Raw genomic sequence first — 23,633 nt, forward strand, 5'->3', positions numbered from 1 at the left:
TCGAGGCGGGCCGTCGATGCCGAACGCCGCGCGTCGCGTGGCTGGCGGCTGGCGGGGCGCCTCTGCGTGACCCGCCTGCCGCAGCCGGTTTGCATTACTGCTGGCGATCCCACGCATGCGCCTGCTCGGCGCGGACGAACTCCTCCGCCGACTGCGGCAGCAGGTTGCGGAACGCGCCGCCGTCACTGTCGATCACGTCGACCATCTTCGCGATCATTTCCTCCGGGTCGTGCTGTTCGAGCGGAAAGGTGAGCTTGTCCGGCGTCACCGTATGCACGGCCGGATCGTGCCAGCGCTTCGTCGTTTCCATCATCCGGTCGTTGAAACCCGTGCGGTACGGGCCCGGGTTCACGACCGCGACGCGGATGCCGTGCGGCGCCAGTTCGGCATGCATCGCCTCGGCGATCGATTCGACCGCGTGTTTCGACGCACAGTACGCACCCGTGAACGGACCGGTGATCAACCCGGCAATCGACGACACGAACACGATCTTGCCGTGCCGGCGCGCGAGCATCCCTCGCGCGACCTGTTGCGTGAGCTCGAGCGGCCCGAGCACGTTCACGTCGAACAGTTCGCGCACGATCTCGATCGGCAGGTCGACGAGCGCGCCGGCTTCGCCGACGCCCGCGTTGTTGACGAGCACGTCGATGTCGAGATCGGCCGCGCGGGCGCGGTCGTATGCGGACGTGACGTCGAGCTTGACGACGCGCAGCGCGGCGCCGCGTTGCGCAGCGGCGCTCGTCACGACGTCGATCTCGGCGGCGGCGCGGACGCCGGCCGTCACGTCGTGGCCGCGCTCGGCGAGCCGTAGCGCGACTTCGAGGCCGAATCCCGACCCCGCGCCGGTGATGAGGATGCGTTTGCGTGCCATGTGCTTACTCCTTGAGGTTGAGTGATGCCAGGAAATGATCGCTGCAGGCTCGCGCGATCGCTTCGTCTTGTTCGACGCTGCCGCCCGACACGCCGACTGCGCCGACGCAGCGCCAGTCGCCGTCGATGAGCGGCTCGCCGCCGCCGAACGTGACGAGCCCGCCGTGACTGTGCTCGATGCCGCGCAACGGCCCATCCACGCCGGACATCGCGCCCAGCGACGCGGTCGACGCGCGAAAGCGGATCGCCGTCAGCGCCTTGCGCTGCGCGAGGTCGATCGCGCCGAGAAAACAGTCGTCGGTGCGCGCGAATGCGAGCAGGTTGGCGCCGGCGTCGACGACGGCGATCGCGACGCCGGCCACCTGCAGCGACGCGGCATGGGCGAGCGCCGCGTCGATCGTGCGGCGGGCGGCGGCGAGGGGCAGGGCGGCGATGAGCGGGTTCATGCGAGGCTCCGATGGGGACGACAGCGCCAGTGTAGGCAGCGACGGTATATGGCAGAATCCGTATTCCGATCGAAGCAGTTTCAAGTTTTTCTAATGATGGACAGACGATGAGCCGACGCGATCCAATGGCTGGGCTGCACGTGTTCATGACCGTCGCGACGGCCGGCAACTTCACGCGCGCCGCCGCCGCGCTGGGCCTGACGCCGGCTGCCGTCAGCCTCGCGATCGGGCAGCTCGAGGGCGAGCTGAACGTGAAGCTGTTCAACCGGAGCACGCGCGGCGTGAGCCTCACGGAAGCCGGTCAGCGCTACCGGCAGCAGACCGAGCCTGCGTACCGTCAGGTCGTGCACGCTCGCGACGAACTGAAGGACGCGCGCAGCGAGCCGAACGGGCTGTTGCGCGTGACCGCGCTGCCGCTCGCACGCTTGCGCGTGATCGCGCCGGTGCTCGCCACGTTCCGCGAACGCTATCCGAAAGTCCGGCTCGAAATTCGCTACGAGAACGAACTCGTCGACATCGCAAAGGACGGCTTCGACGCGGGGATCCGCCTGGCCGACCGGCTGCAGCCGGGCATGATCGGCGTGCGGATCGCGCCTGCGTTGACGTGTGCGCTGGTCGCGTCGCCCGCTTATCTGGCGCGCTACGGTGTGCCGGCGTCGATCGCGCAGCTCGAGCATCATGCGTGCGTTCGTTTCCGTTTCTCGGAAAGCGGCCGTTTGCATAAATGGCTGCTGCGCGACGGGCAACGCGACGTCGATCTCGATCCGGACGGCGTGTTCGTGACGAACGACGACGATGCGGTGATCGATGCGGCGCGCGCGGGCGTCGGCATTGCGTTCGCGTTCATGCGCGAGCGGATCGAGCAGGACCTGCGCGACGGCACGCTCGTCGAGGTGCTGCCCGGTGCATGCCGCACGTTGCCGCCGATGTGGTTGTATTACGTGAATCGCAAGCACGTGCCGGCCAAGCTGCGCGCGTTCATCGACGTTCTGCGCGAGCGCGCGGCCGGCGATGCGGCGTAATCGCATCGGCGCGGCTCGCTGCAGCGATCGATCCGGCGGTGCATGATGGCGGCTCCAGCCACGAAGCCATGGAGTCGCGCAATGACCGTATTCCCGCATGTTCCGATTCGGACGCTCGTGATTGCCGCCGCGTTGGCGGCCGTCGCGCTTTCCGGCGCACCGGCCATCGGCCAGACGTCGACGGTGCCGGCCGGTTCGGCGGTCGCGACGCCCGACAACGCGGTCCTGCTGACCGTCTTTCTGAAGCACGACGAATCGCGCCCGCTCGCGGAGCTGAATGCGCAGCTCGCGAAGCAGGGGTTCTACAAGGCGTTTCCGCCGCCGGGCGTCGAGGTGGTGAGCTGGACCGTGACGATGGGGATCGGGCAGATCGTCGTGCTGCGGCTGCCGGCGTCGCGGCTGCGCGAGGTCAATCGCGTGCTCGAGGATACGGCCTGGGGCGTGTACCGGACGGAGTTCTATCCGACTTACGACTACAAGGCGATCGGCTTGGGAGAGCATGAGCGGGCGAAGTAACGGAAGCCAGGACGTTTCCGCGCGGATGCGCACGTCCGAATCAATCTGCCCCCATTCCGCTGAAGCGTCGCGGCGCGACGCTTTCGTCCTCGCCGGCCGGAGTCCGTCGGGCAGATTCCTCCCAAATGGACGAGAAGTCATTCGTCCGATGAAAAAACCGCCCCGGTTCCCGGTATGATGCGCACCTTGCGTTCGTCGGACGCCCTGTTTCTCGGTGCGTCTTGATGTGCGAGACACCACAAATCCGCACAAAGTCGACGTGAAAGATTCTGTAATATTAATTCCGTATACTCGTAAGTTCTGATCCAGGCGCCACGAGGCCGTATTCGGCCGGCCGCCCACGCAGAACAACAGATACGTCGCCGCCCGGCCAACCCGCGCCGCGACACGCTATGCACCACCACTGAACACGTTATGTCTTCCCGCCACTCTGGTTCGCCCGGTCGCGCCGCGGCGGTGATCGCCCGTGCCCGGGCGCTGATCCGCAACGAGCGCGTGCTGTCGCCGCTGCTCGCGCTCGGCATCGGCCTGCTGCTGATCGTGGTTTTCCAGCACCTGTCGGAATCCGTCGACTACCGGTCGGTGATCCGCCAGTTGCGTCACATGTCCGTCCGCGAGTGGGGCGCGTCGCTGGCCGCGACGGCCCTCAGCTATCTCGCGCTCGTCGCCCGCGATGCGGTCGGCCTGCGCTATGTCGCGGCCAGGGTGCCGCGCGTCGCGCTGTGGATCGGCGCGATCGCCGGTTCCGCGCTCGGCAACGCGACCGGCTTCGGCGCGCTGACGGGCGGCGCGGTGCGCGCGCGCGTGTACGGCGTGTCGGGCGTCACGCCTGCCCAGATCGGCCGGATGACGGTATTCACGAGCGGCACGCTGGCGCTCGCGATGGTGCTGATGACGGCGGTCGGCATGGTCTGCGTGCCGGAGGCGCTCGCCGCGATGCTGCACGTCGCGCCCGGCGTGCTCACGTGGACGGGCGCTGCCCTGCTGGTCGTGCTCGCCGCGCTGGTCGTGCTGTGCGGCAACACCGCGCGCCCGGTCGTCACGCGCTTCAAATGGCTGTCGTTCGACGTGCCTGCGCGACGCGATCTCGTCGCGCAGGTCGTCTATGCGGTGCTCGACGTCGTTGCCGCGGGCCTGACGCTGTGGGTGTTGCTGCCGGCTGCCCCAGTCGGCTTCCCGACCTTCATCACCGTTTACGCGGCCGCGTTGCTGCTCGGGATGATCGGCCATACGCCGGGCGGGATCGGCGTGTTCGAAGCGGCGATGGTCTTCACGCTCGGTCGCGAAGTGCCCGCGCACGCGATGGTCGCCGCGCTGATCGCGTATCGCGCGATCTATTTCGGCGTGCCGCTCGTGCTGTCGGCGGGCCTGCTCGCCGGTTTCGAGGGCCGCGCGCTGCGGCGCCGGCTCGTGACGCGGCAGGCCGTGCGCGTGTCGCAACTGGCGCCGGTGTTCCTGAGCCTCGTGACGTTCGCGGTCGGCGGAATGCTGGTGATCTCGAGCGCGACGCCCGCGTTCTGGCATCGGATCGCGATCCTGCGCCACATCGTGCCGCTGTGGGTGCTCGAAGGCTCGCAGGTGATCTGCAGCGTGCTCGGCGTCGCGCTGTTGTTCGTCGCGCGCGGGCTGCTGCGCCGGCTCGACGGCGCCTGGTGGATGACCTTCGCATTGACGCTCGCGAGCCTCGCGCTGTCGCTGGCCAAGGGCCTTGCGTTCGTCGAGGCCGGCGTGCTCGGCACGCTGCTCGTGCTGCTGCTCGTCAGCCGGCGCCGGTTCAACCGTCATTCTTCGCTGCTCGCCGAGCGCTTCACCGTCAGCTGGTTCGTGTCGGTGGCGATGGTGCTGATGCTGGCCGTGTGGGTGCTGTTCTTCGCGTTCCGCGACGTGCCTTACACGCGCGAGTTGTGGTCGCATTTCTCGTTCGATGCGCGCGCGCCGCGGGCGCTGCGCGCGACGCTCGCGGCCGGCGTGTTCGTCGCGCTGTTCGCGCTGTGGCAATTGCTGCGCCCGGCGCCCGGACGTTTCGTGAAGCCCGCGGAGCAGGACCTGGTCGACGCGGAGCAGATCATCCGCGCGCAGGAGTGCAGCGATGCGGGTCTCGCGCTGATGGGCGACAAGTCGTTCCTGTTCTCCGAGTCGCGCCGCGCGTTCCTGATGTACGCGAAGAACGGCCGCACGTGGGCCGCGCTGCACGACCCGGTCGGGCCGCGTGAAGAGTGGCCGGCGCTGATCAGCAAGTTCATCGCGCTCGCGCACGCGCACAGCGGCCGCGCGGCGTTCTACCAGGTGCGCGCGAACGCGTTGCCGCTGTATCTCGACGCAGGGCTCACGCTGATGAAGCTGGGCGAGGAAGCGCACATCGCGCTCGATCAGTTCGATCTGAAAGGATCGAACCGATCGCACCTGCGCTACGCGCTGCGCCGTGGCGACAAGGATGCGCTGACGGTCGAGGTGATCGCGCCGGGCGACGTGCCGGCCGCGCTGCCGGCGCTGCGCGACATCTCCGACGGCTGGCTCGACAGTCGCGATGCGCGCGAGAAGAGTTTCTCGGTGGCTGCGTTCCACGACGGCTATCTCGCGACGCAGTCGGTGATGCTGGTGCGGCAGGCCGACAAGCCGATCGCGTTCGTCACGTTCATGACGACCGATCTCAACACCGAGGCGACGGTCGGCGTGATGCGCCATCTGCCGGACGCATCGCCGTACGCGATGGAGTACCTGTTTACGCAGCTCGCGCTGCATCTGAAGGAAGCGGGGTTCCGCAAGCTCAGCCTGGGCATCGCGCCGTTCTCGGGGATGGGGGCGGCGAAGATGCCGTCGCCGTTCCACCGGCTCGGCCTGATGGTCTGGCGCTTCGGCGGCCGCTTCTACAACTTCCGCGGCTTGCGCGCTTTCAAGAGCAAGTTCGAACCGCACTGGGAGCCGCGTTATCTCGCGGCCTCGGGCTCGGTCGGCGTGTTCGTCACGCTTGCGGATCTGTCATTGCTGGCTGGAGGTCGGCGTTCATGATGTTGAAGAAGGTAATCGCGCGGGCGGCAGCCGCCTGCGCGGGAATGATGCTGGCCGGCGCCGCGTGCGCCGCGCAGCCGGCCGCCGCGAAAGCCGAAACCGTGTCCGGCGGCCGCTACGGGCCCGTGACCGTGACCAGGCCGAGCGGGCCGCTGCGCGGGTTCGTCGTGCTGTTCTCGCGTGGGGCCGGCTGGCAGGCCGCCGATCAGCAGGCGGCCGACGCGCTCGCGCAAGCCGGTGCGATGACGGTCGGCGTCGATTCGGGGCGTTACGCGGCGAATCTCGCCGCGAAGCAGGAGGCCTGCCATCACCTCGACGGCGACGCCGAGGCGGTCAGCCATCAGCTCGAACGTCTCGCGCAATCGTCGCGCTATTTCACGCCGATCGTCGCGGGCGTGGGCCAGGGCGGCGCGATCGCCAAGCAGATCCTGTCGATGGCGCCGGAGAATACGATCGCCGGCGTCGTCGCGGTGGAGCCGGCCGCGAAGCTCGATCCGCGCTTCAAGCCGTGTCCGCCCGATCCGACGATCGTGCGCCGCGCGATGCCGGGTTTCGTCGAAACGGCCGCCGCGGGCGATTCGGCCAAGCTCGTGTCGCTCGTCACGTCGCACTTGCGCGACACCAGCAGCAGCGACGAGCTCGACGTGTCGGATCTGCCGCTCGTCGAACTGCCGGCCAAGGGCGGCAGCGACCGGCTCGCGATCGTGATCTCGGGCGACGGCGGCTGGCGCGATCTCGACAAGACGATCGCCGAGGCGCTGCAGCGCGACGGCGTGTCGGTGGTCGGCATCGACAGCCTGCGTTATTTCTGGAGCGAGAAGCCGCCCGCACAGGTGAGTCGCGATCTTGCCCGCGTGATGCGCACCTACATGGCGCGCTGGCATGCGAGCCGCGTGGCGCTGGTCGGCTATTCGTTCGGCGCCGACGTGATGCCGTTCGCGTACAACCGGCTGCCGGCGGACCTGCGCGACAAGGTCGCGGTGATGTCGCTGCTCGGCTTCGCGCCGTCGGCCGATTTCCAGATCCGCGTGACGGGCTGGCTCGGCATGCCTGCGAGCGACAAGGCGCTGAAGGTCGCGCCGGAAATCGCGAAGGTGCCGCCGCAACGCGTGCAGTGCTTCTATGGCGCGCAAGAGTCGGACACGATGTGCCCCGCACTCGCGAACACGGGCGCCGACGTGATCAAGACGGAGGGCGATCACCACTTCGGCCGCGATTACATCGCGCTCGAGAAGAAGATCCTCGGCGCGTTCGGCAAGCCGGCGGCGGCGCACTGAACGCCGGCGGCGCCTGCGTGACGGCGGGCGTCGGCCGGTTTGCTTCCGGTTCATCGTACGGGCGGCCAGCGAGCCGCCCGTTTCATTTTGCGGCCTGCGCTGCCGGGTCCTGCGGCGGCATGACCGTTCTCGTATCGTGCTAACGCAAGCCCGGAAATAGGTCGAGTTGCCGGCGTGCGGTCGCGAGATCGGTGGCCTCGCCGCGCACGGGCCGCGCGCTCGAAAACCCCGTACGTCCCGCGGTCACGCGTCGACGACGAGCGCCGGATCGAGCGCGCGGATGCGCTGGTCGACGAAGTAGCCGCCGCCTTCCTGGTAGCGCAGGAACAGGCGGCCACACGCGCGGCAGCGGCTGACGGTGCAGCGGTTGTACGGGAAATGACGCGGCGCGATCGGCGCGTCGTCCGACGCATAGCGCGTGCCGGCCGGATGATGTTCCGCGTAGGTCGGCTCCGCGTCGTCCGGCGGCGCGAGCGTGGCCACTTCGATCAGTTGCGTGTCCGGCAGCGACAGCGGCAGGGTCGTCCAGCCGGCGAGCGAGGTCTTCGTGCACGTGCACGGCTGCGTGACGTGCGCCGCTTCGGCCGCCAGTGTCAGCAGCGCGTCGTGATCGAGGTAAGGCAGTGGGCTCATGGGCAATCGCGAAAGGGCGGCAGGAGTTGCAATGTAACCCGTGCGCCGATCGGCTGCATGGCCGTGACGCAGCCAGCGCAGCGCGCGCGTCGTGCGACTCGGCCGGCCCGGCGGACCGACGGTGGCGCGACCGGTCCGCCGAGCACGCGGATCGCGCGTTCGATGTCGCGACTCCACGGCTGGCCGAGGTTCACGCGCACGCCGTGCTCGAAGCCGTGCGAGGCCGAAAACGGCGAGCGCGGCTCATTGTCCGACGCGCGACCGAAAGGGACAGCGTGGGTGTTTCGGCCGCGCTGTCCCGCTGCGTCAGGCCGCGTTCGGCTCGACATTTCTCTCGCTGCCGCCGCGCCGCAGCGGCGGCAACGGTTCGACCTTGCCGACGACGAACAGGTACGACAGCGCGCCGACCACGCACAGCGCACCGGCCACCGCGAGCGGCACGACGAACGAGCCTTTCGTGATCGACAGCATCACGCCGGTGAAGGTCGTGATGAAGATCCCCGCGAGATTGCCCGCGAAGTTCTGGATGCCGCCGAGCGATGCGACGTGCGCAGGCGTCGGCGCGACTTCGCCGACGAGCGTCCACACGTTGGCGCCGGCGAACGACAGGCTGGCATACGCGAGCGCGAACAGGGCGAGGCAGGCCCACACGTTTTCGACGAACGCGGACAGCGCGATCGACGACGACAGCAGCATGCCGAGCACGAGGCAGGTCTTGCGTGCGGCGGTAGCGCTCCAGCCGCGGCGGAACAGGCTGTCCGACACGTAGCCGCCGAGCCAGCCGCCGGGAATCGCGAGCAGCGCGGGCAGCATGCCCCACGTGCCGAGCGACGCGAGCGAGAAGCCGCGCGACTGCAACAGGTAGCTCGGGAACCACGTGATGAAGAAGTAGATCGCGAAGTTCAGGCAGAACAGGCCGATCATCATGCCCCACACGGTGCGGTAGCGGAACAGGTCGAGCCACGACACCTTCGGGCCGACGGTTGCGGCCGCAACCGTCGGGGCGCCGCGTTGCGCGAGCAGCGCATCGACGGCGTCCGGCGCGATCGCGCGATAGCGTTCCGGGTCGCGATAGACGAACCACCATGCCAGCGCCCACACGATGCCGATCCCGCCCGTGATCACGAACGACCCGCGCCAGCCGACGATCGAGATCAGCCACGCGACGAGCGGCAGCGACAGCGCGGAGCCGACGCGCGAGCCGCTGTCGAAGATGCTGCTGGCCAGACCGCGCTCGCTGCGCGGAAACCAGTTGAACGCGACCTTCGCGAACGATGGGATCGCGGCCGCTTCGCCGACGCCGAGCATCAGCCGCACGCCCACGAGTTGCGCGAGGCCGCGCGCGGCGCCCGTCGCGACCGTGAACACCGACCACCAGCCGACGGCCAGCGCGAGGCTCACGCGCACGCCGACCTTGTCGATGAACCAGCCGGCCGGCAATTGCAGGAACGCATAGGTCCAGAAGAACGCGCTCAGCACGAGCCCCATGCCGACCGCGTCGAGGCCGAGGTCGGCGCGGATGCTGGGCGCGGCGATCGCGAGGTTCGCGCGGTCGATGAAGTTGATGACGTTGGCCAGGAAGCACATCAGGATCATGGCCCATCGGATGCGTGGCATGCAGGTGTCTCCGTGCGGAATATCGTGGCGGGCGACCGGCGATCCGCTGCGCCGGCCGCCTCGAAGGGCGAATTACCGCGACGCTTGCGGCGCGCGGTCGAACTTCGCCAACGCTTCCCACAGGCCGTTCAGGTAGACCGCGCCGAGCGCGCGATCGTAGAGGCCATAGCCGGGCTTGCCGGTCTCGCCCCAGATCATGCGGCCGTGGTCGGGGCGCACGTAGCCGGTGAAGCCGGTGTCGTGATACGCCTTCACGATCGCGGCGATGTCGAGCGAGCCGCAGCTCGACAGGTGCGCGGTTTCCTCGAAATCGCCGTTCGCGTCGACCTTCACGTTGCGGATGTGCGCGAAGTGGATCCGGCCCATCGCGCCGAATTCGCGCACGAGCGCTTCGACATCGTTCTCGGGGCCCGCGCCGAGCGAGCCCGAGCACAGCGTCAGCCCGTTCGCGGGCGAGTCGACGATGCGCACGATCCGCGCGAGATCGTCGCGGTTCTTCACGATGCGCGGCAGCCCGAAGATCGGGCGAGGCGGATCGTCGGGATGGATCGCCATCTTCACGCCGGCTTCCTCGGCGACCGGAACGATCGCCTTCAGGAAGTACTCGAGATTGGCCCACAGCGCGTTCTCGTCGACGTCGCGGTAGTCGGCGAGCAGCGCCTGCAACTGTTCGGGCCGGTAGCTCGAATCCCAGCCGGGCAGCGCGATGCCGTCGTTCGGATCGATCCGGTCGACCGCGTCGGTGCTGAACGCGAGGCAGGTCGATCCGTCGTCGAGCGTCTTCGACAGCTCGGTGCGCGTCCAGTCGAACACGGGCATGAAGTTGTAGCAGACGACGCGGATGCCGGCCGCGCCGAGATGGCGGATGGTCTGCCGGTACTGGTCGATCAGGCGGTCGCGGGTCGGCTTGCCGAGCTTGATGTCCTCGTGCACGGGCACCGATTCGACGACGTCGAACTGCAGGCCGGCGCGTTCGATCGTCGCCTTCAGCGCGTCGATCTTGTGCACGGGCCAGACCTCGCCCACCGGTTCGTCGTAGATCGCGGACACGATGTGCGTGACGCCGGGGATCTGGCGGATGTATTGCAGCGAGACCGGATCGGACTCGCCGTACCAACGGAAAGACATCTTCACTGGAGCGGCTCCTGGCTGGCGGTTCATGCGGTGGACGACGGGGCGGCGGCGTGCCGGCCCGGCGTCGGTGTGCGGATTATGATTGGTATGCCAGTTGTGTGGGATAGTGGTTTACCAGTTGTCCGGCCGGATGACGGTCGCCGCATCGTTCACGGACCCGCCTGGTAAAGCTGGCCGACAGGCCGAACCGGCTTCGAACCAAATTGGTGTACCATTTTGGCGATCCGGCGCCGCAACGGCGCCGGCCAGCCCGTTGCGAGCCTTTCGATGACCGATCTTTCCACCCTGTCCGCCAGCCGCGACACCGATGCCACGGACCGCTCCTATATCGGCCTTGCGCGGCAGATTCACGCGATGGTGGCCGCCGGCGCGTTCGAGGCCGGCGCACGACTGCCGTCGGAGCGCAGCCTGGCCGACCAGTTCGGCGTGAGCCGCACGCAGGTGCGCGAGGCGATCATCGCGCTCGAAGTGCAGGGGATCGTCGAGGTGCGGATCGGCTCGGGCATCTACGTGTCGGCGGCCGATGCCGCGCGGCCGGTGACGTTCGACGTGCCGCGCGGGCCGGGGCCGATCGAGACGCTGCGCGCGCGCGGGCTGATCGAGGCGGAAGTCGCGGCGCTCGCGGCGACCGAACGCAAGGATGCCGATCTCGACCGCCTGTTTTTCTCGTTGACGACGATGCGCGAGCAGATGAGCGACAAGGCCGCCTACGACGCGGCCGATCGTCAGTTTCACCTGCGAATCGCGGAATCCACCGGCAATACGGTGCTGCTGCACATGGTCACGGCGATGTGGGACTGCGCACGCAGCGATCCGCTGTGGGACAAGATCGAGGAGCACTTTCACTCGACCGCGCTGCGCGAGGCGTCGCAGGAAGATCACCAGCGAATCTTCGCGGCGATCATGGCGCGCGACGCGGACGGGGCGCGCGACGCGATGCGCGCCCACCTGTCGCGCGTGATCGCCGAATTCACGCAGGCCTGGCGCTGACGGTCGTCGTCGCGTATTCGCGGCCCGACCCGGCCGACGTAATTGGGTCGCATTCCACCGCGAGACCCGATGAAAATGCGCGATGTGCGGCTTGTTCCGATTGCGTGACCATGCGTTTTATGGTCTCGTTGCGGGATATCGCATCGACTCGAAAAAGGACAGTCGAATGCAGCCGGGCGATCCACGCGGGGGGCGATTGATCAGGGGAATCGGCGTACGCACACGCGCCCGCGGCGCCGTGCGCACGCTGCTCGTCGTATTCACGCTGGGCTTGCTCGCACGCGCTCTGCCAGCCTTCGCCGCCTCTCCCGAAACCGTCAACGACAACGTGCTGCGCGTGCTGGCGTGGCCCGGTTACGCGGACAGCGATATCGTCAGCGCATTCGAGGCGCAGTTTCACGTGCGTGTCGAGGTGACGCAGGTCGACTCCGACGAAGCGCTGTGGACGCGGATGCACGGCGCTTCGCCGCCGCCGTACGACGTGCTCGCCGCGAACACGGCCGAGATCCAGCGCTATGCGCACGAACATCTGCTCGCGCCGATCGACCTGTCGCGGATCCCGAACCGGCGGCGGCAATTGCCGAATTTCCAGCAGCTCGCGACGATTGGCGGGCTCGTGCAGGACGGCGCATCCTACGCGATCCCGTTCACGTATTCGTCGATGGGGCTGATCTACGACCGCAAGCAGGTGCCGGCCGCGCCGCACTCGATGCGCGAGCTGTGGAATCCGCGCTATCGCGGCAAGGTGCTCGACTTCAACAGCGCGCAGCACAATTTTTCGTTCACGGCGCTGGCGCTCGGCTATCCCGATCCGTTCCACCTGTCGCCCGCCCAGACGCTCGTCGTGGCCCGCAAGTTGATCGACCTGCGCCGCAACCTGCTGACGTACTACACGCTTCCCGAAGAAGCGACCGCGCTGTTCGTCCAGCATCGCGCGGCGCTGATGTTCGGCAACTACGGCACGCAGCAGGTCGAGCAGTTGCGTCGCGCCGGCGCGGACGTCGGCTACGTGATCCCGGACGAAGGCGCACTCGCGTGGCTCGATTGCTGGGCCGTCACGCGCGGCGCGCTCCGTCCCGAGCTTGCATTCGCGTGGATCAACTACATGCTCGAACCGGCGATCGGCGCGCTGCTGACCGAGCGTCAGGGGCTCGCGAACACGCTCGAGCCGCCGCACGGCCTGGATACCGGGCATCAGCATCTCGTGTGGCTTCAGCCCGTGGAGGACATCGCGCGCCGCGAGTCGCTGTGGAGCCGCATCGTGTCGGGCGATCGGCCGGAGCGGTTCGGAAAATGATCCGGCTCGGGCTCACGTCGAAGCTGTCGGTGCTGTTCGCGTGCATCGGCGTGATTGCGTCCGGTACGACCGGCTACTACGCGTATCGCGCCAACCGCGCGATGCTCGTGCAGGAGGCGCAGCACAGCCTGCTGATGTCGACGCAACTGCTCGGGCAGCGCTTCGCGACCGCGCTCGCCGACGTTGCCGACGATGCGCTCGTGCTCGCGCAGTTGCCGTCGTCCGCGTTCGTCGCGGGCGACGACCATCCGGACGCCGCGCGGCGCACGCGGCTCGAGCAGGTGTATTACAGCTTCATGAGAAATCACGCGGAATACCTGCAGATCCGCCTGATCGCGAGCGGGCATTTCGGGATCGAACGCATTCGCCTCGATCGCGATGCGCGCGGCATCGTCGTGCTGCCCGAAAGCGTGTTTCAGGAGAAAGGGCAGTTCTCCTACGTATTCGATACGCTCGCGACGGCGCCGGGCCATATCTACCTGTCGCCGATCGCGATCAATCACGAGACGGGATCGCATGCGGCCGAAGGCCTGCCGATCCTGCGCGTGGGGACGCCGGTGACCGACGCATCGGGTCGGACGGTCGGGGCACTCGTCGTCGACGTCGAGCTTTCTCGGGTGTTCGACCGCCTCGAACGCGATCTGCCGGACGACTATGGGGTCTATCTCGCGAACGAATGGGGAGATTTTCTCGTGCATCCCGATCCGCAGCAGACGTTCGGCTTCGATCGCGGCCGGCGTGTGCTGATGCAGGACCGCTTCGCCGGCACGCGTGCGCTGTTCGACAGCGAGCGCACGAGCGTGACGCTCAATGGGCTCGCTCAGCCCGACGAGGCGCCGGGACAGATGTTCGCGTTCGTGCGCACGCCGTTCGGGCACGACGAGGGCAACCGCTTCGTCGTGCTCGGGATGGCCCGCCCGCTGGCGGACGTGCTCGCGCCGGCCGGCATGCTGGGCGGACGGATCGTCCGGATGGTGCTCGTATCGAGCGTGCTGGCGGTGATCCTCGCGATCCTGTTCGCGCGTGCGATCACGCGGCCGCTGCAGACGCTCGCGCGCGCCGCGACGCACGTGTTCGACGATGCGGCAGCCGAACGGCTGCCCGTTGCGCGGGCCGACGAGATCGGCGTGCTCGCGCGCTGTTTCGACAGCATGCGCGTCGAGATTCGCACGCAGATGGCGATGTTGCGCGCGAAGCAACTGGAGCTGACGCACCTCGCCGGTCACGACCCGCTGACCGGCCTGCCGAATCGCCTGCTGTTCATGGAGCATCTCGATGCCGCGATCCGGCATGCGGCCGCGGTGGGCGAGGGGCTGGCGGTGATGTTCGTCGATCTCGATCGCTTCAAGCAGATCAACGACCAGCACGGGCACTCGGCCGGCGACCGCACGCTCGTCACGGTCGCGAAGCGGTTGAGCCAGGTGCTGCGCGGCGGCGACATGGTGGCCCGGCTCGGCGGTGACGAATTCATCGTGCTGATTTCGGACGTGCGTTCGCCGGCAGTGATCGGCGATGTCGCGACGCGCATCCAGATCGTGATGGCCGAGGAGCTGGAGTTCGACGAAGGGCGCATGGCCGTCGGCGCGAGCATCGGCGTCAGCGAGTTTCCCGCAGATGGCGCGTCGGCCGAGGAGTTGCTCGTCAAGGCCGACGCGGCGATGTACGCGGCGAAGGCGTCCGCGCAGTGCGTGTGCGTGCGCTATCAGGATCTGGTCCGCGGCGGCGTGCCCGACGAGACTGGCCGCGTCGCGTCGGGGGGCAGCCGCTGAACGGCGCGTCGGAACGCAAGACGAGCCCGTCGCTTGACGGGCTCGTCTTCGATGCGGGATGCACGCGCGGGGCGCGCAGCGGCACGCTTAGTGGCCGAAGTAGACCGAGTCGCGCGGGTTCTGTGCCCGGACGGCCGGTGCGCCGCTCTCGGCGGCCGCGGCCGGTTGCGAACCGAAGCCGCTGTTGTCGGTGCCGTGCACGCGGGCCTGCGCGGCCTGGATGTCGGCCGGGTAGTACGGGCTCGACTGGCTGGGCTTGTAACCGGCGTTTTCGAGCTGGACCAGTTCGTTGCGCACTTGGGCGCGGGTCACGGTGCTTTGCGCGAATGCGCCGAATGAGGCGGACAGCGCGACGGCGGCGGCGACTGCGGAAACGAGCGATTTCATGATGACCTCCGATGTTTATTGGCTTTCCGCGTTCGACACCATGTCGTCAGCGGTTGATTACATCGTAGGCGCCGGCTCACCTAGGGTAAACGTGAGTTTGAGTGAAAGATCGTTGCGCTGGGAGTAATAATTTCGAGGCAAACATGTACCGTCCCCATGCTGTATTGCGGGGATGGGAGGCAATAACGGGAAAGTGAAGGGCGGGATGTCGTGCACGGGCGCACGGGCACGCACCCGGCTGCGCAGGGCCGGCGAATGTCTCGCGGCGGGATCGCGTCAGGGGTGCTCAGACCCCGTCGTCGTCGATTTCCTTGCGCTCGCGGCGTTCCTCGTTGCCGCGGCGCGCACGCAGGCGCTGGCGCGACAGGACGGCGATCACCTGCTGGGTCGGCGCGCCGGACGGCAGCTCGTTGCGGATGCGATCGGGGACCATCGGCAGGCCCGCGCGCTGCCGGCGCAGCGCCTTGGCGATCGCCCGACGGCATTCGTCGCCATGGCAATCCCATTCGTCCCGGATTCTCTGACAATAACGGCATTGTTCCATCCGGCTAGTCTAACCCGTCTTCGGGAATGGAGCAGGGCTTGGCGCCGAACGTATCGTCCGCCGGGCGGCAGAGGCGCCGGCGGCGCGGAGCACAGGCGCCGGCAGACTGAATCGGACTGCGAATCAAGTGGGCCGGAATGGTTCGCGGACAACTACGGCTTTCCGTCCGTCTCCATACGGATTCCTTGCGCGCGGGCGGGGCCGGCGCGCGTCATCGGAGCGACCAGATACCCCAGATCGCCATCAACAGGCCCACGCCCAATCCGCAGCCCAGCAACACATAGGTTTCCATTTCGTGCCTTTGTAGACATGGCAACGCCGGCGTCGACATCGGCGTACGCGCAGCAAAACCGGTCCCGTATCGTCCGTGCCGTCGGTGGGGGGCGATACGCCGGGTCTGCGAATACTACGCGTTGCAGCTTTCAGAACGCATGCGCGCTCGGTCGCACGCAGCATGCCGGCGGTTCGATCGTCCGTCGTACCGCGGCGGCGCACGGGGCATCCGCCCCGCGCGTGGCGAGGTACGCGTGTCGGCTGCGTGAGCGTCGCATCGATTCAATATAATTCAAGTCGATCGCTCGCTTCATGCGCGATATGCAACCCCCGAACAAGGAAACCCGATGACGCTCGCCCAGTTGCAGGCGCTGGCCGCCGTGGTCGAACTCGGTTCGCTGACGGCCGCGGCAGACCGGCTCAGCCGCAGTCAATCCGCGATCAGCCACGCGCTGACGGAGCTGGAGGACATCACGCAGGTCAAGCTGCTGTGGCGCGACCGGCAGCCGGTCGTCCTGACGGCGGCCGGCGAACGCCTGTGGCCGTATGTCCAGAGCGTGGTGCGGGAAGCACAGATGCTGCGCCAGCAGTTCAGCCTGTCGCGCGGCAAACTCGAAGGGAAGCTGGTGGTCGCGTCGCTGCCGAGCGTATCGCTGGCGTTCGTCGTTCCCGCGCTCGAGGCGTTGAAGGAGATGCACCCCGGCGTATCGGCGGTGCTGCTCGAAGGGACGGACAGCGAAGTCGAAGGGTGGATCGACGACGGGACGGCCGACGTGGGCGTGGTCGCCGGCACGAAGACGTTCGCGCACAACCTGCCGTTGCTCGACGAGGATTTCGTCGCGGTGGCGGCCGACGACAGGTTCGTTGGCCGCAAGAGCGTGTCGGCCAGGCAGTTGGCCGCGGTGCCGTTCATTTTCTCGAAGGCGGGATGCGGGCCGGTGATCGCGGATTACTTCGCGCGCGGCGGCGTACCGCTTCGGGCCGCATTCAACGTGGTCGAGATGCGCACGATCCTGTCGATGGCGGAGGCCGGCATGGGCGTATCGATCGTGCCGCGCATCACGCTGACGTACACGCCGTTCGGCGGCCGCGTGCTGGCACTGTCTCCGCGGCTGCATCGCTCCGTGCGATTGGCGTGGAATACCGTCGGCAACGCGGTTACCGACGCGTTCGTGCGGCTCGTCGACGCGCAACGTGCGAAGGCGGAAAAGGCGATTCGGACCCGCGCGAAAAAGGGCAGATAGCGACCGGCGCGCACGATGAACGGCGCTCATGGGCTGCTTGCAGTTTATTCATGCCGATGAAGGTCGGGATGCAATATATTGCTCGAACCTCGTTGTCGTTGCCATGAAGGAGTGTGCCGTGCCGGCCTTGCCCACCCTCGTTGCGTTCGGACTCGTGTCGCTCGGCATGGTGCTGACGCCCGGACCGAACATGATCTATCTGGTGTCGCGCTCGATCTGCCAAGGCCGCCGTGCCGGGCTGGTGTCGCTCGGCGGCGTCGCGCTGGGATTCGTGTTCTACATGGTGTGCGCGGCAGTGGGTATCACCGCGCTGGTGATGACCGTGCCGTATGCGTACGATGCGCTGCGCCTGGCCGGCGCGCTGTATCTCGCGTACCTGGCGTGGCAGGCGCTGAAGCCGGGCGGACGCTCCGCGTTCCAGGTCCGGCAGTTGCCGCACGACAGCCGCGCGAGGCTGTTCGCGATGGGCTTCGTCACGAACCTCGCGAACCCGAAGATCGCGGTGATGTATCTGTCGCTGCTGCCGCAGTTCATCGTGCCGGGGCACGGCAGCGTGCTCGCGCAATCGCTGGCGCTCGGCTGCGTGCAGATCGCGGTGAGCGTCAGCGTCAACGCGCTGATTGCCTGCGCGGCCGGGTCGATCGCGGGTTTTCTTGCAGGGCGGCCGCTGTGGGCGGCGGTTCAGCGCTGGTTGATGGGGACGGTGCTGGCTGGGCTGGCCGTGCGGATTGCGCTGGAATCGCAGCGTTAGCGCGCGGCGGTCGACGCGTCGACGCGTCGGCGCATGGCCGGCCGCGATCCGGCCTTCCGTCGACGGCGCCGGCCATCGTCACCCGTGGCAATTGCCCTCGGCTTCCTTGGCGATCCGCACGGGCTCGGCTTCGTCACGCCGCCTGCGCGTCGCGAGCCAGCACAGAATCGAGCCGCCGCACACCATCGCCGCGCCTTGCCAGAATTCGGCCGACAGCGGCGCATCCAGCAGCGCGGCGGCGAAGGCGGCGGCGAGCACCGGCGTGAAGTACGATGCGCCGACGATGATCGTCACGTTGCCGTGCATGATGCCGGTGTTCCAGGCCGCATAGCCGAAGCCGAGCGCCGACGCCGCGAGCACGAGGTACACGATCGCATGAAAACTGAACGTCATGCCGCCGCCGCCTTCGATCGCGAACTTGATCCAGAGCACCGCGGCGACCAGCATGAAGAACGGCGTGACGCCGTTCTTGCCGTCGGCGATGCGTGCGGTCACCGTGCAATAGCCGGCCCAGATCAGCGCACCGAAGAACGCCAGGCCGTAGCTGAGCGGATTGTCCGCGACGTTGCGCAGCATGCCCGCCGGATCGAGCCCCTGCTCGCCGCCGAGCACCCGGCAGATGCCGAGCATCGACAGCAGGACGCCGGGCACGACCAGCAGGTTCGCGCGCTGCTTGTTGAGCACGATGGCGGCGACGAGCGTGAGGCTCGGCCACAGATAGTTGACCATCGCGACTTCGATCGCTTGCCGACCGTTGCTCGCGTAGCCGATCGACAACGCCAGGCACAGCTCGTACGACACGAACAGCAGCCCGCCCCACACCAGATAGTTTTTCGGGAATCGGCTCAGGTCGGGGAAGCCGATCGAAAACAGCAGAAGCACGGATGCCACCGTGTAGATCATCGCCGCGCCGCCGGTCGCGCCGAGGCTTTCGCTGACCCCGCGGACGAGCGCGACCACCGACGCCCATAACAGCACCGCGCCGAGCCCGATGAGCGTTGCCTTGTTCTTGCGTTTCATGCTTGCTGCCTGTTTCAACATGCCCATTCGATTTCGGATGATGTGAGTCCGCCTGCGCATGCCGTCATCACGAACGGCGAGACAACGGGAAGATTTCGCGGGAAACGCGCATTTTACGGTGGGGCGGCGGTTGCAGCGACGCAGGTGGATCGGCGCGTACGATCGATTCGGTCGCGCGAGCCGATCACGCGTCGTCGATACGCCACGCGGCGCCGATCCCGACAGCGCGGGTCCGATCGCGTCGAGCATCGCATTCCGCGTCGGGCCGAGCGTGATGACACGGAGGAAGCCGGGTTCCTCGGCCGACGGATCGATCGGCGGTCGGCCGCCGGTCGCATCGCGAATTTCGAGCCGTCGTTCGTATGGACCGACGCCGATGTCGCGATGTGCTTGCCGCAGCACATTTGCGACGGCATGGAATACGCCGGCCGAAGGAGGAGGTGCAGGCGTGTGAATGCGGTATTCGAAACGCATCCGCATGGACCTGTGTGCGAGGCGGCAGTGCAACTCGCGCCGCGCCTGCCGTCCGCCGACGGTAATGCATCGGGCGCCCGCCGCGGCGAGCGCCCGATGCGTCGATCACCGTTCGCGCCGCTTCTTGCTCAGCTCGATCGTCTCGAACAGTTCGTACTGCGCGGTCGGATGCTGATCGGCGCCCGGCGCATGGTAGTAGCGCATCGTGATCGTCGTGTGGCCGCCCGGCTTGCCCGGATCGTGGTCGAATACCGCGATCCCGTAGCCGGTGCCCGTATCGCGGCGCGCGGACCAGATCGCATCCTCGAGCGCATCGGCCGGCTGGCGCACGAACGTGTTCGGCGCGGTGCCGGGCACCGGCCGGTTCGGCTTCGTGAACACCTTCGCCTGCGCGAAGCCGGTCGACGGGTTTTCGCCGTACACGTCGAGCGGTGCGCTGGTGCCGCCGCCGCCGAGGATCAGGTGGATCGTGCCGTGGCTCGTGTCGAACGTCGTGCGGTTCGGATCGTTCGAGCCGACCGGGCGCGGCTGCAGCGTCTCGACCACTTCGCCGGTTTTCGCATCGACGCCCGCGCGATGATTGCAGCCGCGCACCGGATAGCTGCGCTCGTAGTCGTGATCGTGGCCGCACAGCACGAGATCGACGCCGTAACGATCGAACAGCGGCAGCCACGCTTCGCGAATGCCCTTGTCGGAGCCGTTGCCCGTCTTCGACGAACTGAGCGCGTCCTGATGCATCTGCACGACGATCCAGTCGATGTCGTCGTCATGCGCGGCATGACGCAGCGTGCGTTCGAGCCAGCGCGTCTGCTCGCCGTTGCTGTAGCCGCGCACGTAGAACGACGTGCCCGGCTCGATCGGCGGGCGGCCGGTGCTCGCGGCCGGGACGAGCGGCGCAGGGCCGCCGACGAACGCGGCGGCGTCCTGGTACACGACGTCGTCGGCGTCGAGCGACACGAACAGCACGGAGCTCACGCGGAAGCTGTACCAGCGGCCCGGGAAATGCGTGCCGTTCTCCGGCAGCGTATAGCGTGCGAGGTACGAGTCGAGCCCCTGCGGACCGTTGTTGAATTCGATCTCGTGATTGCCGGGGCATGGCATCCACGGACGATTCGCGGCCGACGTCTGGTTGTTGTTGCCGAAATCGCGCCACACGTCGGGCTGGTGCGCCGGGTTCAGGTTCGCGTAGCAGAGGTCGCCGTTCAGCAGGTGGAACAGCGGCTGGAACTGCTCGACGGCCTGCACCGCGAAGCGGCTCTGCGGCGACGACAGTACCCACGCGCCGTTCGGCGTCGCGAGATCGCCGTAGCTCGTGAAACGAAACGGCGCCCGGCCGCGCGGTGCGGTCGAGAAATTCGCGGAGAACGGCTGCGCGGCATTGCCGTCGTTGTCGGCGGTGATCTCGTAGCGGTAGCGCGTATCCGGCTTCAGCCCGTGCACGCGCGCGTGGTAGGCGAACACCGTCTCGCCGTTCAGGCCGTCGGTGTACAGGCGCTGGACGCCGTGCACGGTGCGCGCCGGCTCGCCGTCGGCGACGATGCGCGCGCGCGGATTGACGGCCGGGGCGAGCGACGCCCACGAGATCACGACTTCGGACGTCGGGTCGTTGCCCCACGTCAGGTGAACCTGCTCGGGCGTGCCGTCCGGATTCGACGCGGCGGCGCGGGCCGCCGCGAGCCCGCCGGCGGCGGTGGCGAGGCCGGAGACGCCGGCGAGTTTCAGGAAGCCGCGACGCGACACGGAGGCGGCCGGCTCGTTCGGCTGATCAGGGAAAGTGTCCTGGTTCGACATGGTCGGTGTTTTCGTTGAGGGGACGCGAGACGTGGAACCGCGCGGCCATGCGCGAGCACGGCCGGGGCGTGGGCCGGAAACGAGCGGGATCCCGGTCGCATGCATTGTCGAAGGGCAGTTTTGCCGCGTTGTGACAGTACCGCAACCCCGTGTGTGCGGCGGCCGATCCGCGCCATCGCGCGTCGCGCGCCATCGGCCTGCTCCGAAGCGGGGTGGGGCCACCGCAAATTTGTTTGCCGATACCGCGACGGATTTCTCCCGCTTGCTCCGTTTAACGCATGAACGACCGCTTCCGGTCGATGCCCGTTATTTCGGAGTCTTTCATGAAACTTTCCGTTCCATTGCGATTGGCTGCCGGGTGCATGGCTGCACTCGCGACGTCGGCCGTATTCGCGCAGGCCGTCATCGTCGCGCCTTACGCGCCGCCGCCGCCGCGCGTCGAAGTGATGCCGGCGCCCCGTGCGGGTTACGTCTGGGACCAGGGGCACTGGCACTGGCGGCAGGGCCGCTACGTATGGATTCCGGGCCACTGGCAGGTCGTACGCGTCGGTTACCACTGGGTGCCCGGACACTGGGTCGCGCGCGGCCCGACCTGGCGCTGGGTGCCGGGCCACTGGGCCTGACGTGCACGCCGGCGCGCGGCGCGCGGTGCCGGCACGGCGGATTTTTCACGCAACATCATGAGTCGTGGCGATGCCTTTTCGAACCATCGTGATACTGGCGCTCGCAGCCATCGTGCTGACCGGCTGCGTCGTGGTGCCGGCCCGTCCGGTGTATTACCGGCCCGCGCCGGTCGTCGTATATTGAACGCGCCGGCCGACGGTCGCGCGGCCGGCCGACAGGATCGACATGCGGCGCGAACCGGATGTCGATGAAACCGGCACGGCCGACGCCGTGTGCGATGCCGGGCGCGACGCGCGCGGCGTCGACGAAGCGTCGGCATGGCGCCGTCCGGCGATGGCCCGACGCATGCAAGGAGAGCACGACGATGAGCTTCAGCCGGACGGCGGGTATTCCTGCCGCGACAGCGCGGCGCCCGCGCGGCGCGCGACGGAGCAGGCGACGTTGAACGATCGCGGCGACCGCGATCCGGACGCGGAACTCGTCGCGCGCGTCGGCGCGCGCGATGCGTCGGCGGTACGCGTGCTCGTCGCGCGCAAGCTGCCACGGTTGCTCGCCCTGGCGACGCGCATGCTCGGCGACCGGAACGAAGCCGAGGATGTCGCGCAGGAGACGTTCCTGCGAATCTGGAAGCAGGCACCGCGCTGGCGAGAAGGCGAAGCCCGCTTCGACACGTGGCTGCATCGCGTCGTGCTGAACCTGTGCTACGACCGGTTGCGAGGCCGGCGCGAGGAGCCCGTCGACACGCTGCCCGACGTGCCCGACCCGCAACCGGAGCCGGCCGCGCATGCGGAGCTGCGTTCGCGCGACGCGCGCGTGCGGCAGGCGCTGGCCGCGTTGCCGCCGAGGCAGCGGGAAGCGCTGGTGCTCCAGTACTATCAGGAAATGTCGAACGTGGAAGCGGCCAACCTGATGGGCATCACCGTCGATGCGCTGGAAAGCCTGCTCGCCCGTGCGCGGCGCAACCTGCGCGCGCAACTGGCCGGCGACCCACCTAGCGAGGACAAGCGATGACACCCGAACGATTTCGTACCATCGTCGCCGCGTACGGCGCCGACGCGCGGCGCTGGCCGACCGGCGAGCGCGCGGCCGCCGAGGCCTGGGCGCATGCGAACCCACGGGAAGCGCTGCTGGCGCTCGACGAGGCGGCCGACCTCGATGCGTGGCTCGCCTGCGACACGGTCGCGCCGCCTGCGCCGGCACTCGTCGAGCGCATCGTCGCAACGGCGCCCGCGCCGCAGCGCGCACGCCGGCGCGGCGCCGTATGGTGGTCGGGCGCGGCGTTCGCCGGCGTCGGCCTGGCCGGCGCGCTCGCGGGAGCGGTGGTCGTGTCGATGCTGATGCTCGGCAGCGCGCCGCCGGCACAGCACGAGCCGGGCTATCTGACGACGACGTTCGGCGGTCCGAGCGTGGACGGGGGCGACGAATGACCGAGCGCGGCTGGAAATTCGCCCTCGTCGGCTCGGTCGTGCTGAACGTGTTCATGCTCGGCGCGATCGGCGGCGGCGCATATCAATGGTTCTCGACCCATCGCGACCAACACCCCGGCACGCCCGCCTCGCGCACCGCGTTGCGTTTCGCGGCGGATGAATTGCCCGATGCGCGCCGGCGCGAGTTCGCCGCCGCGCTGAAGGCAGCGCGCAAGGACGGCCGCGATTTGGCGCGGGAAGGGCGCGACGGCCGGATCACCGTGCTGGACCTGCTTGCCGCGCCGCAGCTCGATCGCGCGGCGATCGACGCCGCGCTCGAACGCACGCGCGCAGCCGACACCGCGCTGCGGGCGCAGGTCGAGCGCAGCGTCGTCGATTTCGCGGCGACGCTGACGCCCGACGAGCGCGCGAAGTTCGTCGACGGGTTGCAGCGCAGCGGCAACTGGCGTTTGCCGCCAAGGCTGCAGAAGAAGCCGGACGCATCGGCGAGCGAGTAAAAGGAAGCCGTGCGCGGGCGG

Annotated in this window: 22 protein-coding genes; 13 read left to right on the top strand and 9 right to left on the bottom strand. The window is 68.3% G+C overall.

What is annotated here, in order from left to right:
* Positions 1 to 94: 94 nt before the first annotated feature.
* Positions 95 to 871 carry an SDR family oxidoreductase gene (locus tag WT53_RS19930; RefSeq protein ID WP_034204732.1) on the bottom strand — a complete coding sequence of 259 codons (777 nt, stop codon included), beginning with the start codon at positions 869 to 871 and terminating at the stop codon, positions 95 to 97.
* 4 nt (positions 872 to 875) lie between these two features.
* Entirely contained in the window at positions 876 to 1,316 is a 441-nt protein-coding gene (locus WT53_RS19935) for a heme-binding protein (protein WP_034204733.1), read from the bottom strand.
* A 107-nt stretch (positions 1,317 to 1,423) separates the two neighbouring features.
* Here WT53_RS19935 and WT53_RS19940 point away from each other — a divergent pair, with 107 nt between their 5' ends.
* The 4 genes from WT53_RS19940 (at position 1,424) to WT53_RS19955 (ending at position 7,140) form a co-directional block, all read left to right on the top strand.
* Positions 1,424 to 2,338, top strand: coding sequence for a LysR family transcriptional regulator (locus WT53_RS19940; RefSeq protein WP_034204734.1), 915 nt, complete (start codon positions 1,424 to 1,426; stop codon positions 2,336 to 2,338).
* Between the two features lie 81 nt (positions 2,339 to 2,419).
* Entirely contained in the window at positions 2,420 to 2,854 is a 435-nt protein-coding gene (locus WT53_RS19945; RefSeq protein ID WP_034204735.1) for a hypothetical protein, read from the top strand.
* A 414-nt stretch (positions 2,855 to 3,268) separates the two neighbouring features.
* Positions 3,269 to 5,863, top strand: coding sequence for a bifunctional lysylphosphatidylglycerol flippase/synthetase MprF (mprF, locus tag WT53_RS19950; RefSeq protein WP_034204736.1), 2,595 nt, complete (start codon positions 3,269 to 3,271; stop codon positions 5,861 to 5,863).
* Positions 5,860 to 7,140 carry a virulence factor family protein gene (locus WT53_RS19955; protein ID WP_034204737.1) on the top strand — a complete coding sequence of 427 codons (1,281 nt, stop codon included), beginning with the start codon at positions 5,860 to 5,862 and terminating at the stop codon, positions 7,138 to 7,140. Before mprF ends, WT53_RS19955 begins: the two co-directional genes overlap by 4 nt.
* A gap of 243 nt (positions 7,141 to 7,383) precedes the next feature.
* Here the strand turns inward: WT53_RS19955 and WT53_RS19960 are convergent, their stop codons facing one another.
* From WT53_RS19960 to uxuA, 3 genes are all read right to left on the bottom strand, one after another.
* Positions 7,384 to 7,773 carry a hypothetical protein gene (locus tag WT53_RS19960; protein WP_034204738.1) on the bottom strand — a complete coding sequence of 130 codons (390 nt, stop codon included), beginning with the start codon at positions 7,771 to 7,773 and terminating at the stop codon, positions 7,384 to 7,386.
* A 306-nt stretch (positions 7,774 to 8,079) separates the two neighbouring features.
* Complete coding sequence (locus WT53_RS19965; protein ID WP_034204739.1) at positions 8,080 to 9,390, bottom strand: MFS transporter; 1,311 nt, start codon at positions 9,388 to 9,390, stop codon at positions 8,080 to 8,082.
* Positions 9,391 to 9,462: 72 nt separating this feature from the next.
* Entirely contained in the window at positions 9,463 to 10,524 is a 1,062-nt protein-coding gene (gene uxuA / locus WT53_RS19970; RefSeq protein ID WP_179949034.1) for a mannonate dehydratase, read from the bottom strand.
* A 267-nt stretch (positions 10,525 to 10,791) separates the two neighbouring features.
* On the opposite strand from uxuA, the gene WT53_RS19975 reads away from it, so the two are divergent.
* From WT53_RS19975 to WT53_RS19985, 3 genes are all read left to right on the top strand, one after another.
* On the top strand, positions 10,792 to 11,514 hold the full coding sequence (locus WT53_RS19975; RefSeq protein WP_034206176.1) for a FadR/GntR family transcriptional regulator: 723 nt from the start codon (positions 10,792 to 10,794) through the stop codon (positions 11,512 to 11,514).
* A 166-nt stretch (positions 11,515 to 11,680) separates the two neighbouring features.
* Entirely contained in the window at positions 11,681 to 12,811 is a 1,131-nt protein-coding gene (locus tag WT53_RS19980) for a PotD/PotF family extracellular solute-binding protein (protein WP_034204740.1), read from the top strand.
* Positions 12,808 to 14,580: a diguanylate cyclase domain-containing protein gene (locus WT53_RS19985; RefSeq protein WP_034204741.1), complete on the top strand. Its 1,773-nt coding sequence runs from the start codon at positions 12,808 to 12,810 to the stop codon at positions 14,578 to 14,580. The genes WT53_RS19980 and WT53_RS19985 overlap by 4 nt, the downstream gene beginning before the upstream one ends.
* Before the next feature lie 87 nt (positions 14,581 to 14,667).
* Here the strand turns inward: WT53_RS19985 and WT53_RS19990 are convergent, their stop codons facing one another.
* Together WT53_RS19990 and WT53_RS19995 are read right to left on the bottom strand one after the other, a co-directional pair.
* Positions 14,668 to 14,967: a DUF4148 domain-containing protein gene (locus WT53_RS19990; RefSeq protein WP_034204742.1), complete on the bottom strand. Its 300-nt coding sequence runs from the start codon at positions 14,965 to 14,967 to the stop codon at positions 14,668 to 14,670.
* Between the two features lie 286 nt (positions 14,968 to 15,253).
* Entirely contained in the window at positions 15,254 to 15,511 is a 258-nt protein-coding gene (locus WT53_RS19995; RefSeq protein WP_006478949.1) for a hypothetical protein, read from the bottom strand.
* Positions 15,512 to 16,131: 620 nt separating this feature from the next.
* Between WT53_RS19995 and WT53_RS20000 the strand changes: the two genes are divergently transcribed.
* Both WT53_RS20000 and WT53_RS20005 read left to right on the top strand, forming a co-directional pair.
* On the top strand, positions 16,132 to 17,028 hold the full coding sequence (locus WT53_RS20000) for a LysR family transcriptional regulator (RefSeq protein WP_034204743.1): 897 nt from the start codon (positions 16,132 to 16,134) through the stop codon (positions 17,026 to 17,028).
* Between the two features lie 118 nt (positions 17,029 to 17,146).
* Positions 17,147 to 17,779: a LysE family translocator gene (locus WT53_RS20005; RefSeq protein ID WP_179949035.1), complete on the top strand. Its 633-nt coding sequence runs from the start codon at positions 17,147 to 17,149 to the stop codon at positions 17,777 to 17,779.
* Positions 17,780 to 17,857: 78 nt separating this feature from the next.
* Here WT53_RS20005 and yddG read toward each other — a convergent pair whose 3' ends face one another.
* Together yddG and WT53_RS20015 are read right to left on the bottom strand one after the other, a co-directional pair.
* Complete coding sequence (gene yddG, locus WT53_RS20010; RefSeq protein WP_155294373.1) at positions 17,858 to 18,799, bottom strand: aromatic amino acid DMT transporter YddG; 942 nt, start codon at positions 18,797 to 18,799, stop codon at positions 17,858 to 17,860.
* Between the two features lie 579 nt (positions 18,800 to 19,378).
* A complete protein-coding gene (locus WT53_RS20015) occupies positions 19,379 to 21,064 on the bottom strand; it encodes a metallophosphoesterase family protein (protein WP_034204745.1) in 1,686 nt (561 codons plus the stop codon).
* Between the two features lie 323 nt (positions 21,065 to 21,387).
* On the opposite strand from WT53_RS20015, the gene WT53_RS20020 reads away from it, so the two are divergent.
* From WT53_RS20020 to WT53_RS20035, 4 genes are all read left to right on the top strand, one after another.
* The gene (locus tag WT53_RS20020) at positions 21,388 to 21,687 is read left to right on the top strand and encodes a YXWGXW repeat-containing protein (RefSeq protein ID WP_034206178.1); all 300 of its coding nucleotides are present in this window, start codon (positions 21,388 to 21,390) and stop codon (positions 21,685 to 21,687) included.
* A 226-nt stretch (positions 21,688 to 21,913) separates the two neighbouring features.
* On the top strand, positions 21,914 to 22,699 hold the full coding sequence (locus tag WT53_RS20025; RefSeq protein ID WP_080747651.1) for an RNA polymerase sigma factor: 786 nt from the start codon (positions 21,914 to 21,916) through the stop codon (positions 22,697 to 22,699).
* Positions 22,696 to 23,115, top strand: coding sequence for a hypothetical protein (locus WT53_RS20030; protein WP_034204747.1), 420 nt, complete (start codon positions 22,696 to 22,698; stop codon positions 23,113 to 23,115). Before WT53_RS20025 ends, WT53_RS20030 begins: the two co-directional genes overlap by 4 nt.
* Positions 23,112 to 23,612: a periplasmic heavy metal sensor gene (locus WT53_RS20035; RefSeq protein ID WP_034204748.1), complete on the top strand. Its 501-nt coding sequence runs from the start codon at positions 23,112 to 23,114 to the stop codon at positions 23,610 to 23,612. Before WT53_RS20030 ends, WT53_RS20035 begins: the two co-directional genes overlap by 4 nt.
* Positions 23,613 to 23,633 lie beyond the last annotated feature (21 nt).

This window comes from Burkholderia sp. MSMB2157WGS (assembly GCF_001532755.1).
GTDB lineage: Bacteria > Pseudomonadota > Gammaproteobacteria > Burkholderiales > Burkholderiaceae > Burkholderia.

Coding starts and splice junctions, on each gene's coding strand:
- WT53_RS19940 (WP_034204734.1), top strand. CDS start 1,424: ATGAGCCGACGCGATCCAATGGCTGGGCTGCACGTGTTCATGACCGTC.
- WT53_RS19985 (WP_034204741.1), top strand. CDS start 12,808: ATGATCCGGCTCGGGCTCACGTCGAAGCTGTCGGTGCTGTTCGCGTGC.
- WT53_RS19965 (WP_034204739.1), bottom strand. CDS start 9,390: ATGCCACGCATCCGATGGGCCATGATCCTGATGTGCTTCCTGGCCAAC.
- WT53_RS20015 (WP_034204745.1), bottom strand. CDS start 21,064: ATGTCGAACCAGGACACTTTCCCTGATCAGCCGAACGAGCCGGCCGCC.
- WT53_RS19990 (WP_034204742.1), bottom strand. CDS start 14,967: ATGAAATCGCTCGTTTCCGCAGTCGCCGCCGCCGTCGCGCTGTCCGCC.
- WT53_RS19930 (WP_034204732.1), bottom strand. CDS start 871: ATGGCACGCAAACGCATCCTCATCACCGGCGCGGGGTCGGGATTCGGC.
- WT53_RS19980 (WP_034204740.1), top strand. CDS start 11,681: ATGCAGCCGGGCGATCCACGCGGGGGGCGATTGATCAGGGGAATCGGC.
- WT53_RS19975 (WP_034206176.1), top strand. CDS start 10,792: ATGACCGATCTTTCCACCCTGTCCGCCAGCCGCGACACCGATGCCACG.
- WT53_RS19945 (WP_034204735.1), top strand. CDS start 2,420: ATGACCGTATTCCCGCATGTTCCGATTCGGACGCTCGTGATTGCCGCC.
- WT53_RS20030 (WP_034204747.1), top strand. CDS start 22,696: ATGACACCCGAACGATTTCGTACCATCGTCGCCGCGTACGGCGCCGAC.
- yddG (WP_155294373.1), bottom strand. CDS start 18,799: ATGAAACGCAAGAACAAGGCAACGCTCATCGGGCTCGGCGCGGTGCTG.
- WT53_RS20020 (WP_034206178.1), top strand. CDS start 21,388: ATGAAACTTTCCGTTCCATTGCGATTGGCTGCCGGGTGCATGGCTGCA.
- WT53_RS20025 (WP_080747651.1), top strand. CDS start 21,914: ATGCGGCGCGAACCGGATGTCGATGAAACCGGCACGGCCGACGCCGTG.
- mprF (WP_034204736.1), top strand. CDS start 3,269: ATGTCTTCCCGCCACTCTGGTTCGCCCGGTCGCGCCGCGGCGGTGATC.
- WT53_RS19955 (WP_034204737.1), top strand. CDS start 5,860: ATGATGTTGAAGAAGGTAATCGCGCGGGCGGCAGCCGCCTGCGCGGGA.
- WT53_RS19960 (WP_034204738.1), bottom strand. CDS start 7,773: ATGAGCCCACTGCCTTACCTCGATCACGACGCGCTGCTGACACTGGCG.
- WT53_RS20035 (WP_034204748.1), top strand. CDS start 23,112: ATGACCGAGCGCGGCTGGAAATTCGCCCTCGTCGGCTCGGTCGTGCTG.
- WT53_RS19935 (WP_034204733.1), bottom strand. CDS start 1,316: ATGAACCCGCTCATCGCCGCCCTGCCCCTCGCCGCCGCCCGCCGCACG.
- WT53_RS20000 (WP_034204743.1), top strand. CDS start 16,132: ATGACGCTCGCCCAGTTGCAGGCGCTGGCCGCCGTGGTCGAACTCGGT.
- WT53_RS19995 (WP_006478949.1), bottom strand. CDS start 15,511: ATGGAACAATGCCGTTATTGTCAGAGAATCCGGGACGAATGGGATTGC.